This is a genomic window from Zestomonas insulae, from assembly GCF_016901015.1.
GTDB classification, from domain to species: domain Bacteria; phylum Pseudomonadota; class Gammaproteobacteria; order Pseudomonadales; family Pseudomonadaceae; genus Aquipseudomonas; species Aquipseudomonas insulae.
Map to the genome: position 1 here is coordinate 143,718 of NZ_JAFEUP010000002.1, position 22,144 is coordinate 165,861.

Genomic DNA, 22,144 nt, shown 5'->3' on the forward strand with positions numbered 1-22,144 from the left:
GCTTCGCTGGCGCTAGACAGCCGGCGTCAGGCCGGCTGGGCGGCGCGCTGGGCACCCAGCACGCGGTACTCCTTGCGCTCGCTGACCTCGGCCGGCACTTCAGCGAGATCCTGGTAGAACTGCTCGTACCACTTGCGCAGCTGGTACACCGGGCCGTCGCCGTCGCACAGCAGCGGGTTGTCGACGCGGGTCTTGCTGCGCCAGATCGCTACGTCCTCGTAGAACGCCGCGCGCGCCTGCTCGACATAGGCCTGGGCCATGGCGCGGTTCTGTTCCTCGCTGAGGCCTGGGATCTTCTTCACCAGCACGCCGTAGCGCAGGGTGAAGCTGTTCTGGTCGATCGGCACATGACTGTTGAGCAGGATCGACTGGATGGTCTGGCCGTCCATCGCGCCGGTCATGTCGGTGATCTGGTAGGCCGGGCCGTAGTAGGTGGCCACGGTGTACAGCTCGGCATCACCGGACAGCCGTGCGCTACGGCCGCGCATGATCTGCGCCGCGGTGTGGCCCTCGAAGACGTTGCTGAATTCGCTCAGCGGCGCGCCGTGCACGCTGCCGAAGTGCGCCATGTCGGAAATGTTGTCGACCAGCTCGCGGCAGTTGGTCTCGATGACCATCTCCTCGATCGCCCAGGCCGCCCAGCTGTCGTCGAAGCAGGCGTCGATGCGCGGGATGTCCTGCTCGGCGAGCGGCGGATTGCCTTCCGGGTCGTTCCACACGAACAGCAGCTGGTTCTCCTCGAGCACCGGCCAGGACTTGATCTTGGCCCGCGGCGGGATGCGCTTGGCGTAGGGGATGTCGTCGCACACGCCGTTGGCCGCCCAGCGCCATTCGTGGAACGGGCAGCGCAGCGAGTTGCCTTCCACGCAGCCTTCGCTGAGGTCGGCGCCCATGTGCGGGCAGTAGCCGTCGAGGATGTGGATCTGCCCGTCTTCGCCCTGGAAGGCGACCAGGCGGGTGCCGAACACGTCGAGACGGTGCGCCTTGCCGTCGCGGTAGTCGGCGGCCAGGCCCAGGCAGTGCCAGCCGCGGGCGTAACGCTCGGGCAGTTGTTTGGCTTCGATACGGTGCAGGGTGCTCATCTTGTTGTTCTCCGGTTGCGGCTCACGGCGTGGTCCGACGAGTCAGGCAGGCCCGCGGACAGCTCTTTTCACGGTCCGGATTCTGCCGACCCTGGCCGGCGCGGCATCGTCTGAACGGACGATGGCCGCGCCGAGGCGGGCGGCTCTACTGGCGCCACGAGAACAAGAACGGGAGTCAGCGATGAATCAGCAAGCCGGCCGCGTGGCGGTCATCACCGGAGCCGCCAGCGGAATTGGCCGCGGCCTGGCCGAGCACGCCGCGGCGCAGGGCCTGCGCCTGCTGCTCAGCGACGTCGACGGCGCACGCCTCGATGCGCTGTGCGGCGAACTGCGCGCCGGCGGCGCCACCGCGGTGCCGTGCATCGCCGATGTCGGCGATCCGGCGCAGGTCGACTACCTGCGCGACACCGCGCTCGACCATTTCGGTGGCGTCGACCTGCTGTTCAACAACGCCGGGGTGATGCAGACCGGGCTGTGCTGGGAGATCAGCGCGGCGCAGTGGCAGCGCATGCTCGAGGTCAACCTCAACGGGGTGATCAACGGCATCCGCGCCTTCGTGCCGCTGCTCCTGCAGCAGGGTCGCCCGGCGCACGTGATCAACACCGCGTCGCTGGCCGGGTTGGTCAGCAGCCCGCTGATGGGCCCCTACAACGTCACCAAGCAGGCGGTGGTCGCGCTCTCGGAAACCCTGCATTACGAACTGGCCATGCTCGGTGCGCCGGTATCGGTGTCGGTGCTCTGCCCGGGCCCGGTGGCCAGCGCGATCATGGCCTCCAACCAGGCCCGCGATGGCGCTTCCAGCCAACTCGATGCGCTACTCGACAGCGGCATTCGCGCCGGCATGGCGCCGCGCGAGCTGGCCGAGCAGGTGTTCGCTGGCATCGCCGAGCGGCGCTTCTGGCTGCTGCCGCACAAGTTCTTCAAGCCGGCGCTGGAGCGCCGCATGCAGAGCATCCTCGAAGAAACCAACCCGGTATTTCAGATGGCCGCCATGGAAGGAGAAGACCATGCCGCTTGATCCGCAGATCGCCGCCGTACTCAGCCAGTTCAGCGGTATGCCGCAACCTGATTTCAGCCAGCTCGACGCGGCCAGCTACCGCCAGGTTGCCGATCATATGATGCCGCCGCTGCCCGGCGCGGTGATGGCCGAAGTGCGCGAGCTGCGCGTGGCCGGCGCCGCCGGCGAACTCGATGCACGCCTGTACCGCCCGTTGGAGCAGGCGAACCTGCCGTTGCTGGTGTTCTTCCACGGGGGTGGCTTCGTCATCGGCACCCTGGATACCCACGACAACCTGTGCCGCAGCCTGGCCGAGCAGACCGGCGCGGTGGTGGTCTCGGTGGCCTACCGGCTGGCCCCCGAGGCGAAGTTCCCCGCAGCGCCGCACGACTGCTACCGCGCCACCTGCGCGCTGGTCGAGCGTGCCGCCGAGCTGGGTGTCGACGCCAGTCGCCTGGCCGTGGCCGGCGACAGCGCCGGGGCCAACCTGGCGATCGCCGTCAGCCGCCTGACCGCCAGTCAGGGCGGGCCGCGCATCAGCCACCAGTGCCTGTTCTACCCGGTCACCGATGGCGGCTGCGACAGCGCCTCCTACGAGCGCTTCGCCGACGGCTACTTCCTCAGCCGCGCCGCCATGCAGTGGTTCTGGCAGCAGTACTTGAGCGACCCGGCGCAGATCGCCGATCCGCTCGCCTCGCCGCTGCGCGCGGACAGTCTCGCCGGCCTGCCGCCGACCACCCTGCTGACCGCCGAGTTCGACCCGCTGTGCGACGAGGGCGAGGCGTTCGCCCAGCGCCTGCGCGACGCCGGGGTCAGCGTGCGCCTGCAGCGCTGCGCCGGGATGATCCACGGCTTCGCCAGCATGGCGGCGTTCGTCGACCGCGCCGGCGAAGCGTTGGCCGGCGCTGCCGCCGACCTGCGCAGCGCGCTCAACTGAGCGGAGGAGTGGGCATGCCGTTCGACACGACGCAGCAACTGATCGACGCGATCCGCGTCGGGCAGATGGTGGTGATCACCGACGATGAACAGGACGGCGAAGGCGCGCTGCTGATGGCCGCCGAGCAGGTCGACGCGGCGGCGATCACCTTCATGGCGGTGCAGGCACGCGGGCTGATTTGCCTGGCGCTGACCGAGCAGCGCTGCCGCGCGCTGGGCCTTGAGCTGATGGTGCCGAACTCGCGGGCGCCGCACGGCATGGGCTTCACCCGCTCGATCGAGGCGCGCACCGGGGTGTCCACCGGCATCTCCGCCGCTGACCGGGCGCGCTCGGTGCAGGTCGCGGTCGACCCGGCCAGCGGCCCGGCTGACCTGGTGCAGCCCGGGCACATCTTCCCGGTCCAGGCGCTGGCCGGCGGGGTGATGCAGCGCGCCGGGCACGTCGAGGCAGCCTGCGACCTGACCCGTCTGGCCGGCCTGCAACCGGCGGCGACCCTGGTCAGCATCCTCGACGAGGACGGCGAACTGGCGCGCGGTGCCGCGCTGCACGCCTTCGCCGCGCGCCACGGCCTGCGCATCGGCAGCCTGGCCGAGCTGATCCACTACCGCATCCTCCACGAGGGCACCATCCAGCGCTCCGGCGAGTACCCGCTGCAGACCCGCCACGGCGAGTTCCAGGTGCTCACCTACCAGGACGCCTACCAGGGCCTGCTGCACCTGGCGCTGGTCAAGGGCCGCGTCACGGCGGATACACCAACCCTGGTGCGCGTGCAGGCCATCGAGACGCTGCGCGATGCGCTCGGCTGCGAGGCGAACAGTGCCCCGGCGCAATGGAACCTCGACCGCGCCCTGGCGCACATCGCTGCCGCCGGCAATGGCGTGGTGGTGCTCCTGGCGCAGCGGGAAAGTCCCGAGGCGCTGCTCGAGCAGCTACGCCAGCGCGGTGGCAAGCCGCGTGCGCCGCAGTTCCCGCAACGCACCCTGGGCATCGGCGCGCAGATCCTCCGCGACCTCGGCGTGCGGCGCATGCGCCTGCTGAGTTTCCCGGTGCCCTACAAGGCGGTGTCCGGCTTCGAGCTGGAAGTCGCCGAATTCATTCCCTTCAGCAGTGAGCCAAGCCGATGAGCCCCGACCTCGCCCCGCTGTTCGCTCCAGTGCAGCTGGCCGGCCTGACCCTGCGCAACCGGGTGATCAAGACCGCCACCTTCGAGGGCATGTGCCCGGCCGGGGTACCTGGCGACGAGTTGATCGCCCACCATGCGCGCATGGCGCGCGGCGGCGTCGGCCTGACCACCGTGGCCTACTGCGGGGTGTCGCCGGACGGCCTGACCTTCGCCGACCAGATGTGGATGCACGAGGGCATCTTCCCGCAGCTGCAGCGCCTCGCGGATGCGGTGCATGCCGAGGGCGGCGCGGTATCGGCGCAGCTGTCGCATTGCGGCGGCTTCAGCCGCACCAAACCGGCGACCCAGCCACGACCGAAGGGCCCGCACGCCGGCATCAACCAGTACGGGGTGTTTTCCGGGGTGCCGTTCAGCGGTGCGATGACGGCCGGCGACATCGCCCGCACGGTCGCCGAGTACGCCCGCGCCGCCGCCCTGGTGCGGCGCGCCGGTTTCGACGCGGTGGAAATCCACATGGGCCACGGCTACCTGCTCAGCCAGTTCATCTCGCCGGCCACCAACCGACGTCGCGACGCCTATGGCGGCTCGCTGCAGAACCGCATGCGCTTTCCTCTCGAGGTGCTCGCCGCAGTGCGCGCCGCGCTGGGCCCGGCGGTGCCGATCCTCGCCAAGTTCAACCTCAGCGACGGCTTCGACGGCGGGCTGGCCATCGACGAAGCCTGCCAGGCCGCGCAGCTGCTCGAACGCGCCGGCCTCGATGCGCTGGTGATGAGTGGCGGCTCGGTGCTGCGCACACCGATGTTCCTGTTCCGCGGCGCCAGCCCGCTGCCGGCCATGGTGCGCCTGGAGAAGAACCCGCTGCAGCGCACCGCGATGAAACTGTTCGGCGGCGCCGCCTTCCCGAACATGCCGTACCGCGAACTGTACTTCCTCGACCTGGCCCGACAGATGCGCCAGGCCACGCGGCTACCGCTGGCCTACCTCGGCGGCGTGAGCAGCGCCGACGGTCTGCGCCAGGTGCTCGCCGAAGGCTTCGAGTTCGCCACCCTCGGCCGCGCCCTGCTGCAAGACCCCGACCTGCTGCACAAGGTGCAGGCCGGCGCCAGCGATTTCCGCAGCCCGTGCAACCACTGCAACCTGTGCGTGGCGAGCATGGTTCTGCCGGGCGGCATTCGCTGTGTGTTGAATCAGCCGCAGGGCTTTCCCGAGGCGGCGCCCGCCTGACGGTAAAACGGTCCCGCCTTAGCGGGGGAGCCCACAGGCCTCGGCTGCCACGCAGTAGCGCCCGCCACTCGTGGCATTCCTGGGGAAGCCACACGCCACACAACTCTCTCTGCACTCGTCATCCCCGCGCAGGCGGGGATCCAGTGCGCGCCCCAGCGAAGGCATTGCTCCGCCAATGGACAGGCCGCCGGCAACTCAGTAGCGTCTGCCCACAGACTTAACCAGCCGAGTGGCCTTGCCGAGCACGCGACCCGGCCACCCGCAGCGAGAATCCAGCGCATGAGCAAAATCCCTTCGGTCGATGCCAACTACCGGTTCATCGCCGCCAGCCAGGAAGTCAACGCGCGTATCAACCAGCGGCAACAGGCCCTGGCCCTATACGTCACCCTGGTGGTCAGCCTGCTCGCCGCGCTGGTCGCCCTCAAGCCCAGCGAAGGCCGCGGCACAGTGCCGGTCGAATGGCTGCTGCTGGGCTTTCCGGTCGCCTCGCTGTGCCTCGCCTTTCTCAACTACAAGGCCGAACGGGCGATCACCAACCTGCGTCGCTTCATGTCGGCGCTGGAGCGCCTGGACGACGCCCATGAGCGCCTGCCGAGCTACAACACCCACCAGCAGTGGGCGGTCGGCGCGAACAAGGCGCGCCGTTTCCACGACTACGCCGCCGCGGTGCTGGTCGCCGGCGGCAACGCCGTCGGCCTTGGCGCGGTGCTGAAGATCTACCCCGAGCGGATCGGCGAAGCGCCGCTCATCCTCTGGCTGTCGCTGGCCATCGTCGTGGTTTCCCTGGTGGTGCTGTTGCTCAGCCCGCGCTGGAGCTTCACACCGAGCGACAGCGCGGACTGATACGGCGGGGCAGGGCGGGCGCCTTGGTGCAAACCGTCATCCACCTCGGGGTCTACGCTTGCACAGGTAAGGCATCGTCTGAGGTCCGTGCAGCGCGCCGCTATGTCTATCGAACTCGACCATACCCTGGTCCCCGCCCGTGACCGTCGCGCCTCAGCCAAGCTATTGGCGACGCTGCTCGGCGTACCTTGGGCGGACTCCGGCCTGGGCCCGTTCAGCGCGGTGTACGTCAATCCTGGCCTGACCCTCGACTTCGATCAGGCCGACGGTCCGCTGACCATCCAGCACTACTGCTTTCGCGTCAGCGACGCCGAATTCGATGCAATCCTCGCCCGCCTGAACAGCCATGCCATCGCCTACCGCAGCACCCCGCACGGCCCGATCGACCGGCAGATCAACACCCTGCATGGAGGGCGCATCCTCTACTGGAGCGAGCCCGACGGGCATGTCTGGGAAATGCTGACGGTGAGTTACGCGCGCCCAGCGGCAGAGCCTCGACAAGAGAGCTGAGCGGCTCTACGACGCGGTGGACAGGGTGATGGCAAATTAGTAGCGTGACCGCGCTGCTCGCGAACGCGCCCCTTGCGTTTCGCGCGTTTGGCAGCACAACCAACAGTCGTCATGCCACTAAGGATGGAACATGCCAGTTGAAACACTGATCGTCGCAGTAGTGTCTCTGATCGTCGGCGCAGGGATTTCCTTTTTGATCTGCAAGTTCCGCACGGACAGTGTCCGGGTGCAGTTGACGGAGCGCGTGGCCGCGCACGAGAAGGAGCTGGAAAACTTCCGCAAGAACGGCCTGTCTGTGGTGACTTACCCGTACAAGGAAGAGCACGGCGAGAATGGCTTCTTCACCGACGAGCGCCGTGCCGAGGTTGGCTACAAGTTCCAGGTATTCGTTGCCGGCGTTCCCTGTTTCGAGGCCCACAAGGTCGTGGTCGATGTGTTCTCGAAAAAGGAGGTGAATGTCGAGCGGATAGAACAGGCGCTGCAGCAGACGTTCGCGTTGATCGAGACCTTTGCCTCGCGACATCCGGCATTCGTGGCGCTGAAGGCCGCCCCGATGGGTTCCAAAGCCGCCAAGGCAAAAGCGGGCGAGGTCGCCTAAATCTCCACGAGCACGCGTCGCCGTTAGGGTGGTGGATGTGCAAAGCGACATCCACCCTAAGAACTGCTGCAAAACGTGCAGGCCGGCGCCAGCGATTTCCGCAGCCCGTGCAACCACTGCAACCTGTGCGTGGCGAGCATGGTTCTGCCGGGCGGGATTCGCTGTGTGTTGAATCAGCCGCAGGGGTTCCCCGAGGCGGTCGCCGGATAGGTCTTCCTTGCTACATCCCGGAGCCAGGCATTGGCCCGCTTTCCCCGAATGAGGGGAAAGCGGGCTTTTTTGTTGCGGGCGAAAGCTTATGCGCAGGAATTTAATCGTTGCACTGCCAGGTGGACGGCGTGATGGCAAATTAGTAGCGTTGACGCTGGTGCGGGTGTGCTCCTTCGCTGGGCGGGGAGGTAGACCCGGTGAAGGGCATGGGGAATGTTATCCACCAAATGGTGCGTTTGTTTGCGACATTTGGTGTTTATTAATAGTTATGAATCGAGCAATAGGGGCATCATGAGAACAATAAGACCGTTCATCGCACTCTGCGCTATATTTCTTTCAGGGTGTGCAACTACTGCCAAATATGAAGCTATTTTAGCTTCTTGGGTTGGCTCTCCCGAAAGCGATCTTATACGTAGCTGGGGTCCTCCCCAGCAGGTATATGACACTGGAAGTGGAGCGAAATACCTAACCTATTCAAGCTCTCGCCAAGTTTATATTCCTGGAACAAGTCCGACGTATACAACGAATTACAATCAATACACCAATAGCGCCACAACGACAAGCTATGGTGGTACGCCTGCGCAAAATATTACCATGGGGTGCCGGACAACCTTCGAGGTAAGCGGCGGGATAATCTCAAGTTGGCGCTGGCAGGGAAACGATTGCGCAGCACAATAGTGCGCGCATAATAATGCGTTCAACTATTGCCAGCTTCGTTAGTTTGGCAGTCAAAGGCTACGCTTTTGCCTGTTCGTTAGCTTGGTTTTTGGACTATTCAAATAGCCGAAGGAATTATTAGGATTCCCATAAATTCACGGAAATGGTTTCAGGTGTATTGCTCTGTGCTGTTTCTTGTGGTGATGATAAAGTTCGCCAGTATTAAATTTGCAATCGCAGTAGTCTTTGCTTTGAACACAGTAATGCTGGCGAGACCTGTGGCGGTGTTGATAAATACACAGAATAAAATCCTGAAGTATCTATGCAGAAAGCCGTTTTCAGTTGGGGGCAGTTGGAGGTTGATCTTTCAACTCTAGAGCCTACGCGAAAATCGAAAGCTACGCCGGCCGATCATTGCACCTGAGTGGCCCGAAAGGCGAGCATTATACTCTCGCAAAGTTTAATCAAAGCCCCGTGTCCGCTAGTCAGCACATCATAGAGATAATTACATGCAGAGAGATCATGGCAATGGCGCTCGAAATTCATGACGGCGGCGAGGCATAATCTAATTGTGTGGTTAAATCTGTTCGCTTCGCTCACTTGGAACTGGCTAATGCCGCCCCCTTAACCAACAGTTAGGCCACAAACAAGATGAACGATCTCGTCACCATTTGTGCAGACGTGGGTTCAGTTGCAAAGGGTAATTTTGGCTGGTGGTCGTCCGAAGGTGAGAGCGGAGACAAGCCATCTACTCTTGCGAGTCACGTTCGTACCACCTTGGAATCGGGCGCCCCGGTGGCGCTAGGATTCGAGTGCCCGCTGTTCTTGCCGCTGGTCGACGATGAACTTTCCCTCACTAGCGCTCGCCCAGGCGAAGGTTCCCGGCCCTGGAGCGCTGGAGCCGGCTGCGGCGCGTTGTCTACCGGCTTAGTACAAGTCGCCTGGGTACTTCAAGAGATTCGCCGGCAACTGACGCAGCCGGCGCAGTCCTTCTTGTCTTGGCAGTCATTTTCTGCCGCCGGCTCCGGATTGTTCCTCTGGGAGGCTTTCGTATCCGGCAAGGCTAAGGGCGATAGTCATACCGCGGATGCCAAGTTGGGCGCAGAGGCCTTTATGCTGGCCCTGCCTGATCCAACTCAATCCAATGCAGTTGTATGTAGGTCCAGCGTCTACTCATTAGTTGGTGCCGCACTTCTCCGCACAGGTTGGTCCACTGATCCGCGCATTCTCCAAGAGCCGTGTCTTGTGATCCGCGCTAGTGTGACCTAGCAATTCATTCGCGCCGCACTAGGCTCCGTGCGTCGGCTTAGTTCAGTTCGTAGGATGGGTCGAGTGAAACGATACCCATGCAGTGCTAATCGATTGGTATCGCCTCCTCAACCCATCCTACAACTGCCTTTCCATCGCGGACAAAAAAGCCCGGCCTAAGCCGGGCTCAAAGACTAGCGGTGAACCTCAGGGCTTGATCCCGCGCATCATCCCACGCACCTGATCCTGCAGCTTGGCGTCGGCGGTCATGTTGCCGTCGATCACGGTGATTACCGCCTTGCCGAGCCACAGTTGGTAGGAGTCGCCCTGTTGCTGGGCGGCGGTCGGGGTTGGTGGGGCGACCAGGTTGATGCGTACAGTGCCGTCGGCGCTGCGTTGCGCGGCGAAGTTGACGGTGCCCCAGTCGCCGATCGGTGCGTAGGCGACGCCCTTGACCTCGGCGGCTTCCAGGGCCGGGTAGTTGATGTTCAGCCCGGTGGTACCCGGCAGGCCGAGCACGTTGAGCGCGCAGGCCGGCTTGTGCTTGTGCTTGCTGCGTTGGCAGGCGTGCTGCGCCTGGGCGCCGACCGCGGCGGCCTTGTCGATCACCTTGGCGGCGAAGTTGGCGGTGTCGTCCATGGCGTTGAGGGTCTTCTGGTAGCCGGCCTGCTGGTCGCGCATGAACAGTTCCATGTCGATCGCGGTGGACACCGCCACTGCCGGCACGCCTTTGAACATGGCGCGCACCGCGGCGTTGACCGTGCCGGACATCTGCGTCAGCGGGCCGACGTTGTCACCGAAGTTGGTGCCGGAAACCACCAGGTCGGGACGATTGTCCTTGAGCAGCAGGTCGAGACCGACGTTGACCGCGTCCACCGGCGTGCCGATGGCCGAGGTCTTGCCGGCCGGCGGGGTGTAGCCGTCGGGTGGGCCGACGCAGAATTTGCCCGGCGCCAGGCTGGTCACCGCCACGGCCTGGCCGGGGTTGACCACGCTGGCGGCGCCGATTCCGCTGCTGTCGTTCAGCGGGCCGACCAGGGTGACCTGGTGGCCGTGGCTGACCAGCGCCTGGTACACGGCGTTGATGCCGGGGGCGCGGCAGCCGTCGTCGTTGGTGAGCAGGATGTTCAGGGCGTTGGCATTCAAGGACAGGCCCGCGCTGGCAAGGGCGAGGGCGGCAGCTGACAGTTTGTGCATCGAGGTTGCTCCGTGCGTTGGTATGGGTGCCTACAACGGCAGCGCGAGGCTGTCAGGACGGGGTTGCCGGCGTGCGGCAGGACGCCGCCACACGCCAGAACGGCGGCTCCCCGGCGCGGGCCGGGGAGCGCGGGCTCAGCGGGTGCCCAGCTTGCGCAGGTTGCCTGGGGTGAAGTCGCTGGCGGTGAACTTGCTGGCGTTGAGCAGCGCCGGCTTCTGGCCGTCGAGCAGGCGATCGACCATGTACGAACCGGCGATCAGGTCGTGGTACATGCCCAGGCGGGCGTGGAAGCGCTGCAGGTCGTAGGCGTAGATCGAGGTCTGCATGTTGGTGCGCCAGAACTGCCCGCGGCTGTCGTAGTTGTCAGCCAGCGCGGCGGCCCAGGTGTCCTCGTCGAGGTAGATCACCCGCTTGGCGTAGATGTGCCGGGCGTTGGCCTTGAGGGTGGCCTCGAGGACCCACACGCGGTGCTTCTCGTAGCGCATGAACTCCGGATTGATGTGCCCGGTGGTCGACAGCAGCTGGTCGAGGCCCACCTCGGGCTCGTCGATCTTGTAGTTGTGGTAGGGGATGAACAGCTCGCGCTTGCCGACGATCTTCCAGTCGTAGCGATCGGCCGCGCCGTTGAACAGGCGGTCCTCGTCGTACACGCGGAAGCCGCCGGCGCCGGTCGGCGAGTCGTAGCCGACGGTCGGTGCACGGCGCACGCGGCGCTGCCCGGGGGCGTACTGCCAGGCCTGGCGCGGCTGGCTGACCGGGTTGATGTATTCGTGGCCGACGACGATCTCGCCCTTCTTGCGCACCGGCTCGAGGTTGGTCAGCAGGAAGTGCGAGAGGATGCCTTCGGAGGTGCCGAGGTTGTAGTCGGGCGACGACCAGATCGAGTAGATCTTGTAGTTGACCTTCTCGAACACCTTGTTGCCGTCGGCGTAGTTGACCACCTGTACATAGTCGGCCTCCTCGGTGGCGGCGCGGCCCTGCATGGTGTGGTTGAACATCAGCTCGTTGCCGTTCTGCGGGATCGGGAACGGCGAGGCGCCCCAGGCATTGGTGGTGCCATAGCCGCCTTCGCTGAGCTCGGCATTCAGCGCGTTGCGCTTGATGTTCTGCTCGCTGGCGTCGTCCAGGCGGAAGTCGCGGTGGCTCGCGTACACCGGCATCTTGAAGGTCGCCGGGTAGCGCTTGAGCAGGGCCTTCTCGCCGTCGCTGAGGTTGGCGGCGTACTGCTCCATGTTCTCGGCGGTGATGACGAACAGCGGCTTCTCGTCGGCGTAGGGGTCCGGGTAGGGCGAACCGGCGCCGCCGAACTTGACCTGCGGCGGGGTGCCGCGCCATTTTCCGGTCCAGGCCGGGATGCTGCCATCGGCATTGCCGGCCTTCTCGGCGCCCATCGGCGTGAGGTCCTGGCCAAGGCGCGCGGCCTCGGCTTCGCTGACCTTGGCGTGGGCGACCAGGCTGCTGCCGAGCAGGGTGAGGGCGAGGGCTGTGCGGTACAGCGGGGTAGTGGTCGTGGACATGCTGCGCTCCTCCATCGGGGGCTTCAGAAGCGGTACTTGAAGGTCAGGGCGACGTTGTCGCGGTCGGCCAACGAGGCGTTGTTGGGGTTGCCGAGGTAGGCGCTGTAGAGCGCCTCGACCGAGAAGTTGCTGAGGTAGCGCCAGGTGGTGCCGACGCTCATGCGGTCGTCGCCCTGGCCGTCGTTGATCGAGCCGGTCAGCGCACTGTCGTGTTGCGCGGCAGTGCTGTAGGTGATCGGCACGCTCATGTCCCAACCGCTGAACACGTTGTTGTAATCGAACGAGGCCTGCACCGTGTAACCCCAGGCGTCGCGGTCGGCGGCCAGGCTGTCGGTGCCCGGCAGGCTGAAGCCGGGGAACAGCTGCACCGGGGCGGAGGCGTCGTTGTCGAGCACGGTGTTGTAGACCAGCTCGCCGACCAGGGTGGTGTTGTCGGCGAACGAGGTCGGGCCGACCACATGGACCAGCGAGGTCTGCGCCTGCAGGGTCTGGCCGCGCACCGCGCTGCCGAAACCGTTGTCGACCATCACCGGCTGGCCGTCGCGGTAGCTGACTTCACCGGCCCAGCTGGTGTCGCCGAGTACGGTGGCGAAGCTCGCGCCGTACTGGTCGATGTTGTCGAAGTAGCGCGCGCGGTAGCTGCCCAGCTCGGTGGCGAAATCCAGGGTCGGCGTCTTGGCGTGGAAGCGCGAGTAGTACAGACCGAACTCGGTGTTGTTCAGCGACTCGGCGGTGTAGGTCATCGCCACGCCGTACTGGCCGCTGTCGCCCGGCGTGTCGTCGTGCAGGCGGCGGACGAAGCCGGTGGAATCGTTGAAGCCGCCCTCGTCGATGTAGTCGGTGGTCGAGAAGTAGCTGCCGACGCCGAACAGTTGGGTCTTCTCCCATTCGTACTGGTAGTAGCCCTGCAGGTTGAGAGCATCGGTCAGGCTGAACTGGGCGAACACCTGGCCGACCGGCAGGAGGATCTCCTTGACCTCGACGCCCGGGCTGGTCGACTTGGTCGCGTCCACCGGGCTCTGTGCCGAGGAAATGCCCTGGTAGAACAGGCTCTCGCCCCAGCTCACCACCTGGTCACCAACGCGCACGTTGAGGTTGTGACCGGCGAGGTCCCAGGTGCCGTAGGCGTAGTAGTCGAGGAAGCGCAGGTCGTCGCGGTGCTGGTCGATGGTGTCGTCGGAGAACTCGTTGGCGCGGTTGCAGCGGCCGCCAGCCAGGCAGTTGGAGGTGCCGGTGCCGTTGTCGTTGCTCTGGTCGTAGACCGAGTCGTAGAAGCCGGTGGCCCGTACGAACACGCCGAAGTTGTCCTGCCAGCTGATGTTCGCCTCGCTGAGGAAGCTCGCCCGGTTGTTGATCAGGCTGCCCTTGTCGAAGGCGTTGTCACCGTCGTTGCCGTCGGGGTTGCGCGCGTTGTCGCTGAGCTGGTGGTCGCGGCCTTCGGTACGCCAGGCCATGCCATAGCTGAGGGTGGTGTCCAGGTCGACCTTGAGATCGGGGTTGGGGGTGAAGGTCAGCGCCTGGGTGGGCGTGCACAGGCTGCCGAGCAGGCCCAGCGCCGCGAGGCGCACGGCCAGGTCGAGCGAATTCCGAGTGTTGACGCTTGTTGTTTTTATCATCGGGTCCCTCTCCGGGGAGTCGTGGTGCGGCCACACGTGGACCGACACCTAAGGGTTGGTGGATGAGGCGGGAGGGACTATGTGGTCACGGCGGACGGGCAACATCGTCCGAAGAGACTACTGAACTTGAACGAGCCGGCCGGGCCGACGGAAGCGCTCTGCGCGGGGCCGCGGCGCTAGTCTCATCGGACGATGTTGTGGGGCCGGACGAGGCGAACAATCCGCGCCAACGCAGGGTCGCAAGCGTGCTTCGCGGGACCTGCATTCGCCTCGAACAATAAAAAAGGAGCAGGCCCGATGACCCCTTCCGATAGCCCCTGGGATCACAGTTGCGACGTGCTGGTGGTGGGTTCCGGCGCCGGTGCGATGACCGCCGCGCTACGCGCCCACGACCTCGGTCTGCAGGTGCTGGTGGTGGAGAAGAGCGACCGCTACGGCGGCACCTCGGCGGTGTCCGGTGGCGGCATCTGGATCCCCGACAACTCCGGCATCGCCGCGCTCGGCGGTGCGGATTCGCCGGCCGAGGCGATCCGCTACATCCGCCAGGTGACCCACGACGAGATCGACGACGGGCGCATCGAGGCCTACGTCGCCCACGGCCGCGAGATGGTCGACTACCTGGCGCAGCACAGCCGCGTGCGCTTCGAGGCGCAGCCGGCCTACGCCGACTACTACCCGGAGGTCGACGGCGGCAAACCTGGCTACCGCTCGATGGACCCCTGTCCGTTCGATGCGCGTCTGCTCGGCGCGGAATTCGCCCGCATGCGCGCGCCGTCGCCCGGCACGCTGATGATGGGCCGCGTGGCGATGACCATGAAGGAGGCCCAGGTGCTGCTGTGCCGGCGCCCCGGCTGGCTGGGCCTGACCCTGAAGATCTTCTGGCGCTACTGGCGCGACCTCGGTGGCCGCCTGCGCTCGCCGCGCGACCGTTTCCTGACCCTCGGCAACGCGCTGGTTGGCGCGCTGCGCCGCTCGCTGCTCGACCGCGAGGTGGCGCTGTGGCTGGACAGCCCGCTGGAGCGCCTGATCGAGGCCGGCGGCCGCGTGCTGGGTGCCGAAGTGCGCCAGGGCGAGCGCCTGTTGCGTATCCAGGCGCGTCGTGGCGTGGTGCTCGGCGCCGGTGGTTTCGAGCGCAACCAGGCGATGCGCAGCCAGTACCACCCGCAGCCGTCGCGTAGCGAATGGAGCGCCACACCGCCGTACAACACCGGCGACGCGATCCGAGCCGGCCAGGCGCTCGGCGCGCAGACCGCGCTGATGGGCCACAGCTGGTGGGCGCCGACCACCCATGTCGAAGGCGAGGAGAAACAGCGCGCGCTGTTCGTCGAGCGCACCTTGCCCGGCTGCATCCTGGTCGACTCGGCCGGCCAGCGTTTCGTCAACGAGGCGGCGCCCTACACCGACATCGTCTACGCCATGTACGCCCACGACGCCGAGGGCGCGCGCAGCGTGCCGTGCTGGATGGTGTTCGACGCCGAGTTCCGCCGCAAATATCCCTGCGGCGCGCTGCTGCCCGGCTACGCACAGCCCGACTGGCAGGTGCCCAAGCAGCTGCGCAGCTACTTCCACAAGGCCGACAGCCTGGAGGCGCTGGCCGCGCAGATCGGCGTCGACGGCGCCGGCCTGGTCGCCAGCGTGCAGCGCTTCAACCCGATGGCCGAGCGCGGCCGCGACGAGGACTTCCACAAGGGCGAGTCGCTGTTCGACCGCTACTACGGCGATCCGCACGTGCAGCCCAATCCGTGCCTGGCGCCGCTGGCCAAGGCGCCGTTCTACGCGGTGCGCGTCGACGCCGGCGACATCGGCACCAAGGGCGGCCTGCTGACCGACGTGCATGCCCGCGTGCTGCACGAGGACGGTCAGCCGATCGCCGGGCTGTACGCCATCGGCAACAGCGCGGCGTCGATGATGGGTCGCACCTACCCGGGCGCCGGCTCGACCATCGGCCCGGCGATGACCTTCGGCTACCTGGCTGCCAACCACCTCGCCAGCCTGAGTGCGGTGGCGCAGGCCGCCGACAGTCCCGCGCTGTCCGTCTAAGCGCAATCACCTGCGGCCGCTGCGACGCCGCGCTTAGCCCCTCGCCCGCACGTGGGCGAAGGGCGTGCTTTTACTTGCGAGGAACTTCCATGACTCAACCGCAACCGCAGATCGCCGTGGTCACCGGCGCCAGCCGTGGCGTCGGCCAGGGCATCGCCGAGGCGCTCGGCGCCGCCGGGATGACCGTCTACCTCACCGGTCGCGCCGCCGCGCAGGGCGGCTCGACCCTCTACGGCCAGGCCCTGCACGGCTCGCTGGAAGCCACCGCGGCCGCCATCGACGCCGCCGGCGGACGCGGCATCCCGGTGTTCTGTGACCACGCCGACGACGCCCAGGTGCAGGCATTGTTCGCCCGCATCGAACGCGAGCAGGGCCGCCTCGATCTGCTGGTCAACAACGCCGCGTTCATCCACGAGCAACTGATCGAGCCGGGACCGTTCTGGGCCAAACCGCTCGAGCTGGTGCGCATTCTCGACATCGGCCTGCGCTCGGCCTACGTCGCCAGCTACCACGCCGCGCCGTTGCTGCTGAACAGCGCGCAGGGCCTGGTGTGCTTCACCTCGTCGTTCGGCGGCACCTGCTACATGCACGGCCCGGCCTACGGCGCGCAGAAGGCCGGGGTCGACAAGCTCGCCGCGGACATGGCGGTGGACTTCGAGGGCAGCGGCGTGGCGGCGCTGTCGCTGTGGCTCGGCCCGCAACTGACCGAACGCACGCGCATCGCCGGGGCCAATCACGGCGAGCAGTACGAGGCCTTCCTCTCCCAGGCGGAGACCCCGCAGTTCAATGGCCGGGTGATCCACGCGCTGCTCAACGACCCGCAACTAATGAGCCTGTCCGGGCAGACCTTGATCAGCGCCGAGCTGGCGCCGCGCTACGGCATCAGCGAAGCGCAAGGGCGCCAGCCGCCGTCCTACCGCGAGATGCTCGGCGCGCCGCGCGTGGCACATCCGGCGCGGGTGGTGTGAGGGGTTAGGAAAGGCCGAGCGGGGCCACCGTGAGCCGGCGATGTGCGGCGCATGAGGTTCTGCTTGGGGTAGGAGCGAATTCATTCGCGATCAAGGGTTAATCCCGATCGCGAATGAATTCGCTCCTACGGATCTGGTGTGTGCGGAGCGGACGTAGGATGGGTTGAACGCAGCGATACCCATCAGCACCGTTCGTTGGCTATCGCTGCGCTCAACGCCAATCTACAACCCGATGCACCTGGATGAAGTCCGGAGATACCCTCGACGCCATTCCCTCACCCTAACCCTCTCCCGAGGGGAGAGGGTTAGGGGGTTAGCGAGGCCTGGCACAGCCACTGTGCATAGCTATGCCACCGACCAGTCCCCTCTCCCTCCGGGAGGGGGCGAGATCAGTTCAGACATGTAAACCGTAGGGTGGATGTCGCTTCTCAAATCCACCGGCTTTTGGTGGATGGCCAACCCGTTGATCGTCACCCGGTGGAAAACGCTGCACGGTTTCCAGCCTACGAGCTACGACCTATCGCGTGACCCACTCGCGCAACACGTTCTTGGTCACCTTGCCCGCCGCGTTCAGCGGCATCGCCTCGAGCAGCTGCACGCGGCGCGGCACTTTGTAGTTGGCCATGTGTTCGCGGCACCAGCTGATCACGCTGGCGCTGTCGAGCACCCGGCCCGGCGCCGGCAGCAGGAAGGCCATCGCTACCTCGCCGAGGCGTTCGTCGGGGATGCCGATCACCGCCGCCTGGGCGACGCCCGGGTAGTCGAGCAGGCTCTGCTCGATCTCTGCCGGATAGACGTTGAAGCCGCCGGTGATGAACATGTCCTTGAGGCGGTCGGTGATACGCAGGTAGCCGTCGGCATCCAGCACACCGATGTCGCCGGTGTGCAGCCAGCCGTCGGCGTCGATGGTCTCGGCGGTGGCCTGCGGGTCGTTGAAGTAGCCCTGCATCAGGTTGTAACCGCGTACCACGATCTCGCCCGCCTGGCCGGCCGGCACGGGTTGGCCGGCGCCATCCACGCAGCGCACTTCGACGCCCGGCATGGCGCGCCCGCTGGTGCTGGCGACCAGCTGCGGGGCGTCGCCGGGGCGGCAGATGGTGACGAAGCCGCAGCTCTCGGTGAGCCCGTAGGCGGTGACGATGGTGCTGAAGCCCAGCTCGTCGCGCATGCGCCCGATCATCTCCACCGGGATCGCCGCCGCGCCGGTCACCGCCACGCGCAGCGAGGACAGGTCGAAGGCGCCGCGCTGCGGGTCGGCGAGCAGCGATTGGTAGAGCGTCGGCGGGCCGGGCAGCACGTTGATCCGCTCGCGCGCCACGCAGGCGAGCACCGCCTGCACGTCGAACACCTGTTGCGGCAGCAGGGTGCAGCCGCGCATCAGTGCCGCCAGCCAGCCGGCCTTGTAGCCGAACGAGTGGAAGAACGGATTGACGATCAGGTAACGGTCGCCCGGCTGCAGGCCGACCACCGCGCTCCAGTCGCGCACCACCTGGAGGTTCTGCGCGTGGCGGGTCATCACGCCCTTGGGCTTGCCGGTGGTGCCGGAGGTGAACAGCAGGTCGGACATGCACTCGCCGTGGACCGCCGCCTCGCGTGCCGCCTGGGCGGTCGGCGCGACCTCGGCGGCGCGGGCGATGAACGCCTCCCAGCTCAGGCAGCCGGGCGCCGTGCCGCGCAGCGCGATGCGCTGGCGCAGCGCCGGCAGCTCTTCGTCGTCGAGCAGCGCCGGGTAGTCGACGCCGAGGAATTCGCCGATCACGAACAGCACGCTGGCGCCGCTCTCGCGCAACACGAACGCCGCCTCGCTGCCCTTCATCCGCGTGTTCAGCGGCACCAGCGCGGCACCGACGCTGTGCAGCGCGGTGGCGGCGACGATCCACTCCCAGATGTTCGGCGCCCAGATCGCCACCCGCTCGCCGTGCGCCACGTCGAGGGCGAGCAGGGCGCGCGCGGCCTGGCGACGCAGCGCGTCGAGCTCGCGGTAACTGACGCGCCAGGCGGCGTCCTCGATGGCTGGCGCGTCGCCGTACTGGCGGGCGGCGGCGGCGAGCAGTTGCGGGATGGTGCTGGCGGTTTCCACGGGCGACATGGGGCCTCCTCGGCGTGAGGATGAGTGCGGTGGGGAGACGGGCCGGGCAGGGCGCCCGGCCCGGAACTTACAGGGCTGGCGGGGCGAAGCGGCGGCCGGCGGAGAAACCGCCATCCACCGCGAGCATCTGCCCGCTGACGAACGAGGCTTCGTCGGAGGCGAGGAACAGCGCGACGTTGGCCACTTCCTCCGGCTGCCCGGCGCGCGACAGCATGTGCTGCGAGGCGAAGTAGGCGTGGAACTCGGCGTGCTCCTTGACCATGGTGGTCATCGGCGTGTCGATCAGCCCCGGGCACAGGCCGTTGACGCGCACGTTGGCGTGGCCGTAGTCGATCGCCATCGAACGGGTCAGCTGGGTGATGCCGCCCTTGGCGACGTTGTAGGCGACGTTGCCGTCGCAACCCTGCAGGCCGAAGATCGAGCCGAAGGTGATGATCGAGCCGCTGCGCTGGGCGACCATCTGCGGCAGCGCGTACTTGCAGGCGAACATGCAGCCGTTCAGGTGGATGTCGAGCATGCGCTGCCAGTTGGCGGTGTCGGTCTGCGTGACGCTGCCCTGGCTGGCGATGCCGGCGGCGGTGACCAGCGCGTCGATGCGCCCGAAGCGCGCGATCACCTCGGCCATCACCGCCTGGGTCTGCGCTTCGTCGGTGACGTTCAGGCGCAGGAACAGCGGCGCCGGGTCGAGACCCTGCAGCGCCTCGGCCGGCGGTTCGCCGAGGTCGAGACCGACCACCTGGGCGCCTTCGGCGGCGAAGCGCCGCACGCAGGCCAGACCGATACCGGATGCGGCGCCGGTGATCACGGCGACCTTGTTGAGCATACGAGCCATAACGAACCTCTTGTTATTGTGGGGCCGAGTGTCTGCTGCGCAGTCTACCCAGCCGGCGAGCGCTGGTGATCGTCCGATGGGACTAGCCAGCCGGCAAGTGCGGGCCGACGGGCTGAACGCTGGTATCCGCGTTCACTGGATCCTCGCCTTCGCGAGGATGACGGTGGGGGAGAGGGCGAGGGTGAGGGGTGACGCTGAGGGCTGGCTCTGGCTCTGGCTCTGGCTCTGGCTCTGGCTCTGATTCTGATTCTGATTCTGACTGTGTCGGTGACGCTGACGCTGACGCTGAGGCCGATGCCGATGCCGATGCCGATGCCGATGCTGGTGTTGGTGTTGGTGCTTGAGATGGAAATGAAGATCGAGGTGGGGACGGTAGTGGTGAAGGTGTGGCCACGCGGCTGCCCTTCCGTCGCTCCCGCGCAGGCGGGAGCCCAGCTTCGTAGGATGGGTTGAGCGCAGCGATGCCCATGCTGCGGAGAAAGATGGGTATCGCGGCGCTCAACCTACGCGGCCCGACCCATCCTACAAACGCATCGGCATTAAAAAGCCCGGCCGCGGCCGGGCAAACAGGGAAGACGTGGGTTTCAGTCGGGGAACTTCAGGTGTACCCGCGCGCTGGACGGGCGGCTCTGGCAGGCCAGGGTCCAGCCGTCGGCGAGCTCCTGGGCGCTGAGCACATCGTTGCGCGCCAGTTGCGTGGCGCCGTCGCGGACCTGGCACATGCAGGCGCCGCAGAAACCCTCCTCGCAGGAAAACGGCACGTCGAGGCCGGCCGCCTTGCAGCTCTGCAGCAGGGTGTCGCCGGGCTGACAGGTGATCTCGTGCTGCTCGCCGTCGAGTTCGACGAGCAGCGCCTCGCACGCCGAGTCGGCTGCCGCGGCACGCGCCGCGGCGTCCTGGGCCTGCACTTCGTCGGGATCGGGCGGTGAGACGAAGCGCTCGACGTGGATGCGCGCGGCGTCCTCGCCGAGGCCGAGCAGCGCGCCTTCCACGGTGTCCATGAACGGCGCCGGGCCGCAGATGAAGTACTCCGCGCCGGCATGCCCGCGCACCAGCTGGCGCACCTCGGCACCGGTCAGGTAGCCGTGCAGCGAGTCGAGCACGTGCACCACTTCCAGCTGTTCGGGGTGCGCCTTGGCCAGCGCGCGCAGCTCGTCCTTGAAGATCACCGAGGCTTCGTCGCGGTTGGCGTAGATCAGCTTGATCGGCCGCGCGCTGGTGCGCAGCGCCGACTTGAGGATGGAGAACACCGGGGTGATGCCCGAGCCGCCGCCGAACAGCACGAGCTGGTTGTCGCCGGCGTCGAGGTGGCTCTCGTTCAAAAAGAAATGCCCGGCCGGCGGCAGCACCTCCAGCCAGTCGCCGGCCTGCACCTGCTCGTTCATCCAGTTCGACACGCGGCCGCCGGCGACGCGCTTGACCGTGACCTTGGGCAGCGCGTCGCAATCCGGCGAGCTGGCCATCGAGTAGCAGCGGGTCAGCTGCTTGCCGGCCACCGGTACCCGGAAGCTGAGGAACTGCCCGGGCTTGTAGCGGAAACGGTCGCGCAGCTCGTCCGGCACCTGCAGGACCAGCGAGCGGGCGTCGGCGGTCTCGTCGATCACCGCCGCCACCTGCAAGCGGTAGGCGTTGCTCGCCGGGCTGCCGGCGAGCGGTTGCGGGAGGTGCTGCGCGCCCATGTCCACCTCCGCTCAGATGCCGCTGATCAGTTGGGCGTTGTCGACGCGGATCTCCGCGCCGTTGATGAAGCGCGACTCGTCGCTGGCGAGGAACAGCACCACGTTGGATACCTCGCGCGGCGCGCACATGCGGTTCATCGGGTCGGCGTCCAGGGCTTCCTGGGGAATCGGCTGGCCGCCGGCCAGGGCCTGGGTCATCGGCGTGTTGATGCCGTCCGGGTGCACGCTGTTGACGCGGATGCGGTAGCCCTGCTGCTTGCAGTGCAGGGCGATCGAGCGGGTCATCGCCGCCACCGCGCCCTTGGACGCCGAGTAGGCGCAGAACGCCGGCATACCGCCCAGTGCGGCGACCGAGGACATGTTGACGATCGAGCCGCCGCCGCTGTCCTTCATCGCCCCGATGGCGTACTTGCAGCCGAGGAAGTAGCCGTCGGCGTTGATCCGCTGGACCTTCTGCCACAGCTCCAGGCTGGTGTCCTCGATGCTGCCGAGGGCGAGGATGGCGGCGTTGTTGACCAGCACGTCGAGGCGCCCGAAGGTTTCCAGGGTCAGCTTGATGACGTGCTGCCAGTCGGCCTCGCTGGCGATGTCCTGGCGGATGAACAGCGCATTGGCGCCGATCTCCGCGGCGACCTGACGGCCGGCCTCCTCGTTGAGGTCGGTGATCACCACTTTGGCGCCCTCGCTGGCCAGCAGCAGCGCGTCCTCGCGGCCCACGCCGCTGGCCGCGCCGGTGACGATGCAGACCTTGCCTTGTACTCGATTCATGCTTGTTT

At 66.7% G+C, this 22,144-nt stretch carries 18 protein-coding genes; 10 read left to right on the forward strand and 8 right to left on the reverse strand.

Features of this window, described 5'->3' with window-relative positions; all coding sequences use genetic code 11:
• Positions 1 to 26: 26 nt before the first annotated feature.
• Complete coding sequence (locus JQX08_RS06445) at positions 27 to 1,082, reverse strand: 3-ketosteroid-9-alpha-monooxygenase, oxygenase component (RefSeq protein WP_204915463.1); 1,056 nt, start codon at positions 1,080 to 1,082, stop codon at positions 27 to 29.
• A 181-nt stretch (positions 1,083 to 1,263) separates the two neighbouring features.
• Between JQX08_RS06445 and JQX08_RS06450 the strand changes: the two genes are divergently transcribed.
• The 7 genes from JQX08_RS06450 (at position 1,264) to JQX08_RS06480 (ending at position 7,314) form a co-directional block, all read left to right on the forward strand.
• Positions 1,264 to 2,100, forward strand: coding sequence for an SDR family NAD(P)-dependent oxidoreductase (locus tag JQX08_RS06450; RefSeq protein WP_204915464.1), 837 nt, complete (start codon positions 1,264 to 1,266; stop codon positions 2,098 to 2,100).
• The gene (locus JQX08_RS06455; protein ID WP_204915465.1) at positions 2,090 to 3,016 is read left to right on the forward strand and encodes an alpha/beta hydrolase; all 927 of its coding nucleotides are present in this window, start codon (positions 2,090 to 2,092) and stop codon (positions 3,014 to 3,016) included. Before JQX08_RS06450 ends, JQX08_RS06455 begins: the two co-directional genes overlap by 11 nt.
• 14 nt (positions 3,017 to 3,030) lie before the next feature.
• Positions 3,031 to 4,140 (forward strand): 3,4-dihydroxy-2-butanone-4-phosphate synthase, encoded by a 1,110-nt coding sequence (locus JQX08_RS06460; RefSeq protein ID WP_204915466.1) that lies wholly within the window; start codon positions 3,031 to 3,033, stop codon positions 4,138 to 4,140.
• On the forward strand, positions 4,137 to 5,363 hold the full coding sequence (locus JQX08_RS06465) for an NADH:flavin oxidoreductase (protein ID WP_204915467.1): 1,227 nt from the start codon (positions 4,137 to 4,139) through the stop codon (positions 5,361 to 5,363). The genes JQX08_RS06460 and JQX08_RS06465 overlap by 4 nt, the downstream gene beginning before the upstream one ends.
• A 279-nt stretch (positions 5,364 to 5,642) precedes the next feature.
• Complete coding sequence (locus tag JQX08_RS06470) at positions 5,643 to 6,206, forward strand: hypothetical protein (RefSeq protein WP_204915468.1); 564 nt, start codon at positions 5,643 to 5,645, stop codon at positions 6,204 to 6,206.
• Positions 6,207 to 6,308: 102 nt separating this feature from the next.
• Entirely contained in the window at positions 6,309 to 6,716 is a 408-nt protein-coding gene (locus tag JQX08_RS06475) for a VOC family protein (protein ID WP_204915469.1), read from the forward strand.
• Between the two features lie 130 nt (positions 6,717 to 6,846).
• A complete protein-coding gene (locus JQX08_RS06480; protein ID WP_204915470.1) occupies positions 6,847 to 7,314 on the forward strand; it encodes a hypothetical protein in 468 nt (155 codons plus the stop codon).
• Between the two features lie 2,322 nt (positions 7,315 to 9,636).
• Here the strand turns inward: JQX08_RS06480 and surE are convergent.
• From surE to JQX08_RS06495, 3 genes are all read right to left on the reverse strand, one after another.
• Positions 9,637 to 10,626, reverse strand: coding sequence for a 5'/3'-nucleotidase SurE (gene surE / locus JQX08_RS06485; RefSeq protein ID WP_204915471.1), 990 nt, complete (start codon positions 10,624 to 10,626; stop codon positions 9,637 to 9,639).
• 135 nt (positions 10,627 to 10,761) lie between these two features.
• Complete coding sequence (locus tag JQX08_RS06490; RefSeq protein ID WP_204915472.1) at positions 10,762 to 12,144, reverse strand: DUF1329 domain-containing protein; 1,383 nt, start codon at positions 12,142 to 12,144, stop codon at positions 10,762 to 10,764.
• A gap of 23 nt (positions 12,145 to 12,167) precedes the next feature.
• Positions 12,168 to 13,760 carry a DUF1302 domain-containing protein gene (locus JQX08_RS06495; protein ID WP_204915473.1) on the reverse strand — a complete coding sequence of 531 codons (1,593 nt, stop codon included), beginning with the start codon at positions 13,758 to 13,760 and terminating at the stop codon, positions 12,168 to 12,170.
• Positions 13,761 to 14,057: 297 nt separating this feature from the next.
• Here JQX08_RS06495 and JQX08_RS06500 point away from each other — a divergent pair, with 297 nt between their 5' ends.
• Together JQX08_RS06500 and JQX08_RS06505 are read left to right on the forward strand one after the other, a co-directional pair.
• Entirely contained in the window at positions 14,058 to 15,800 is a 1,743-nt protein-coding gene (locus JQX08_RS06500) for an FAD-dependent oxidoreductase (protein ID WP_204915474.1), read from the forward strand.
• Between the two features lie 89 nt (positions 15,801 to 15,889).
• Positions 15,890 to 16,768, forward strand: coding sequence for an SDR family NAD(P)-dependent oxidoreductase (locus JQX08_RS06505; protein ID WP_204915475.1), 879 nt, complete (start codon positions 15,890 to 15,892; stop codon positions 16,766 to 16,768).
• Between the two features lie 517 nt (positions 16,769 to 17,285).
• Here the strand turns inward: JQX08_RS06505 and JQX08_RS06510 are convergent.
• Entirely contained in the window at positions 17,286 to 18,857 is a 1,572-nt protein-coding gene (locus JQX08_RS06510) for a FadD3 family acyl-CoA ligase (RefSeq protein WP_204915476.1), read from the reverse strand.
• Positions 18,858 to 18,924: 67 nt separating this feature from the next.
• Positions 18,925 to 19,689, reverse strand: coding sequence for an SDR family NAD(P)-dependent oxidoreductase (locus JQX08_RS06515; protein WP_204915477.1), 765 nt, complete (start codon positions 19,687 to 19,689; stop codon positions 18,925 to 18,927).
• 267 nt (positions 19,690 to 19,956) lie between these two features.
• On the opposite strand from JQX08_RS06515, the gene JQX08_RS06520 reads away from it, so the two are divergent.
• Positions 19,957 to 20,142 carry a hypothetical protein gene (locus JQX08_RS06520; protein WP_204915478.1) on the forward strand — a complete coding sequence of 62 codons (186 nt, stop codon included), beginning with the start codon at positions 19,957 to 19,959 and terminating at the stop codon, positions 20,140 to 20,142.
• Between the two features lie 131 nt (positions 20,143 to 20,273).
• On the opposite strand, the gene JQX08_RS06525 is transcribed toward JQX08_RS06520, so the two are convergent.
• Both JQX08_RS06525 and JQX08_RS06530 read right to left on the reverse strand, forming a co-directional pair.
• On the reverse strand, positions 20,274 to 21,368 hold the full coding sequence (locus tag JQX08_RS06525) for a ferredoxin--NADP reductase (RefSeq protein ID WP_204915479.1): 1,095 nt from the start codon (positions 21,366 to 21,368) through the stop codon (positions 20,274 to 20,276).
• A 12-nt stretch (positions 21,369 to 21,380) separates the two neighbouring features.
• Positions 21,381 to 22,136, reverse strand: coding sequence for a glucose 1-dehydrogenase (locus tag JQX08_RS06530; protein ID WP_204915480.1), 756 nt, complete (start codon positions 22,134 to 22,136; stop codon positions 21,381 to 21,383).
• Between the last annotated feature and the right edge of the window lie 8 nt (positions 22,137 to 22,144).

Coding starts and splice junctions, on each gene's coding strand:
- JQX08_RS06445 (WP_204915463.1), bottom strand. CDS start 1,082: ATGAGCACCCTGCACCGTATCGAAGCCAAACAACTGCCCGAGCGTTAC.
- JQX08_RS06450 (WP_204915464.1), top strand. CDS start 1,264: ATGAATCAGCAAGCCGGCCGCGTGGCGGTCATCACCGGAGCCGCCAGC.
- JQX08_RS06455 (WP_204915465.1), top strand. CDS start 2,090: ATGCCGCTTGATCCGCAGATCGCCGCCGTACTCAGCCAGTTCAGCGGT.
- JQX08_RS06460 (WP_204915466.1), top strand. CDS start 3,031: ATGCCGTTCGACACGACGCAGCAACTGATCGACGCGATCCGCGTCGGG.
- JQX08_RS06465 (WP_204915467.1), top strand. CDS start 4,137: ATGAGCCCCGACCTCGCCCCGCTGTTCGCTCCAGTGCAGCTGGCCGGC.
- JQX08_RS06470 (WP_204915468.1), top strand. CDS start 5,643: ATGAGCAAAATCCCTTCGGTCGATGCCAACTACCGGTTCATCGCCGCC.
- JQX08_RS06475 (WP_204915469.1), top strand. CDS start 6,309: ATGTCTATCGAACTCGACCATACCCTGGTCCCCGCCCGTGACCGTCGC.
- JQX08_RS06480 (WP_204915470.1), top strand. CDS start 6,847: ATGCCAGTTGAAACACTGATCGTCGCAGTAGTGTCTCTGATCGTCGGC.
- surE (WP_204915471.1), bottom strand. CDS start 10,626: ATGCACAAACTGTCAGCTGCCGCCCTCGCCCTTGCCAGCGCGGGCCTG.
- JQX08_RS06490 (WP_204915472.1), bottom strand. CDS start 12,144: ATGTCCACGACCACTACCCCGCTGTACCGCACAGCCCTCGCCCTCACC.
- JQX08_RS06495 (WP_204915473.1), bottom strand. CDS start 13,760: ATGATAAAAACAACAAGCGTCAACACTCGGAATTCGCTCGACCTGGCC.
- JQX08_RS06500 (WP_204915474.1), top strand. CDS start 14,058: ATGACCCCTTCCGATAGCCCCTGGGATCACAGTTGCGACGTGCTGGTG.
- JQX08_RS06505 (WP_204915475.1), top strand. CDS start 15,890: ATGACTCAACCGCAACCGCAGATCGCCGTGGTCACCGGCGCCAGCCGT.
- JQX08_RS06510 (WP_204915476.1), bottom strand. CDS start 18,857: ATGTCGCCCGTGGAAACCGCCAGCACCATCCCGCAACTGCTCGCCGCC.
- JQX08_RS06515 (WP_204915477.1), bottom strand. CDS start 19,689: ATGGCTCGTATGCTCAACAAGGTCGCCGTGATCACCGGCGCCGCATCC.
- JQX08_RS06525 (WP_204915479.1), bottom strand. CDS start 21,368: ATGGGCGCGCAGCACCTCCCGCAACCGCTCGCCGGCAGCCCGGCGAGC.
- JQX08_RS06530 (WP_204915480.1), bottom strand. CDS start 22,136: ATGAATCGAGTACAAGGCAAGGTCTGCATCGTCACCGGCGCGGCCAGC.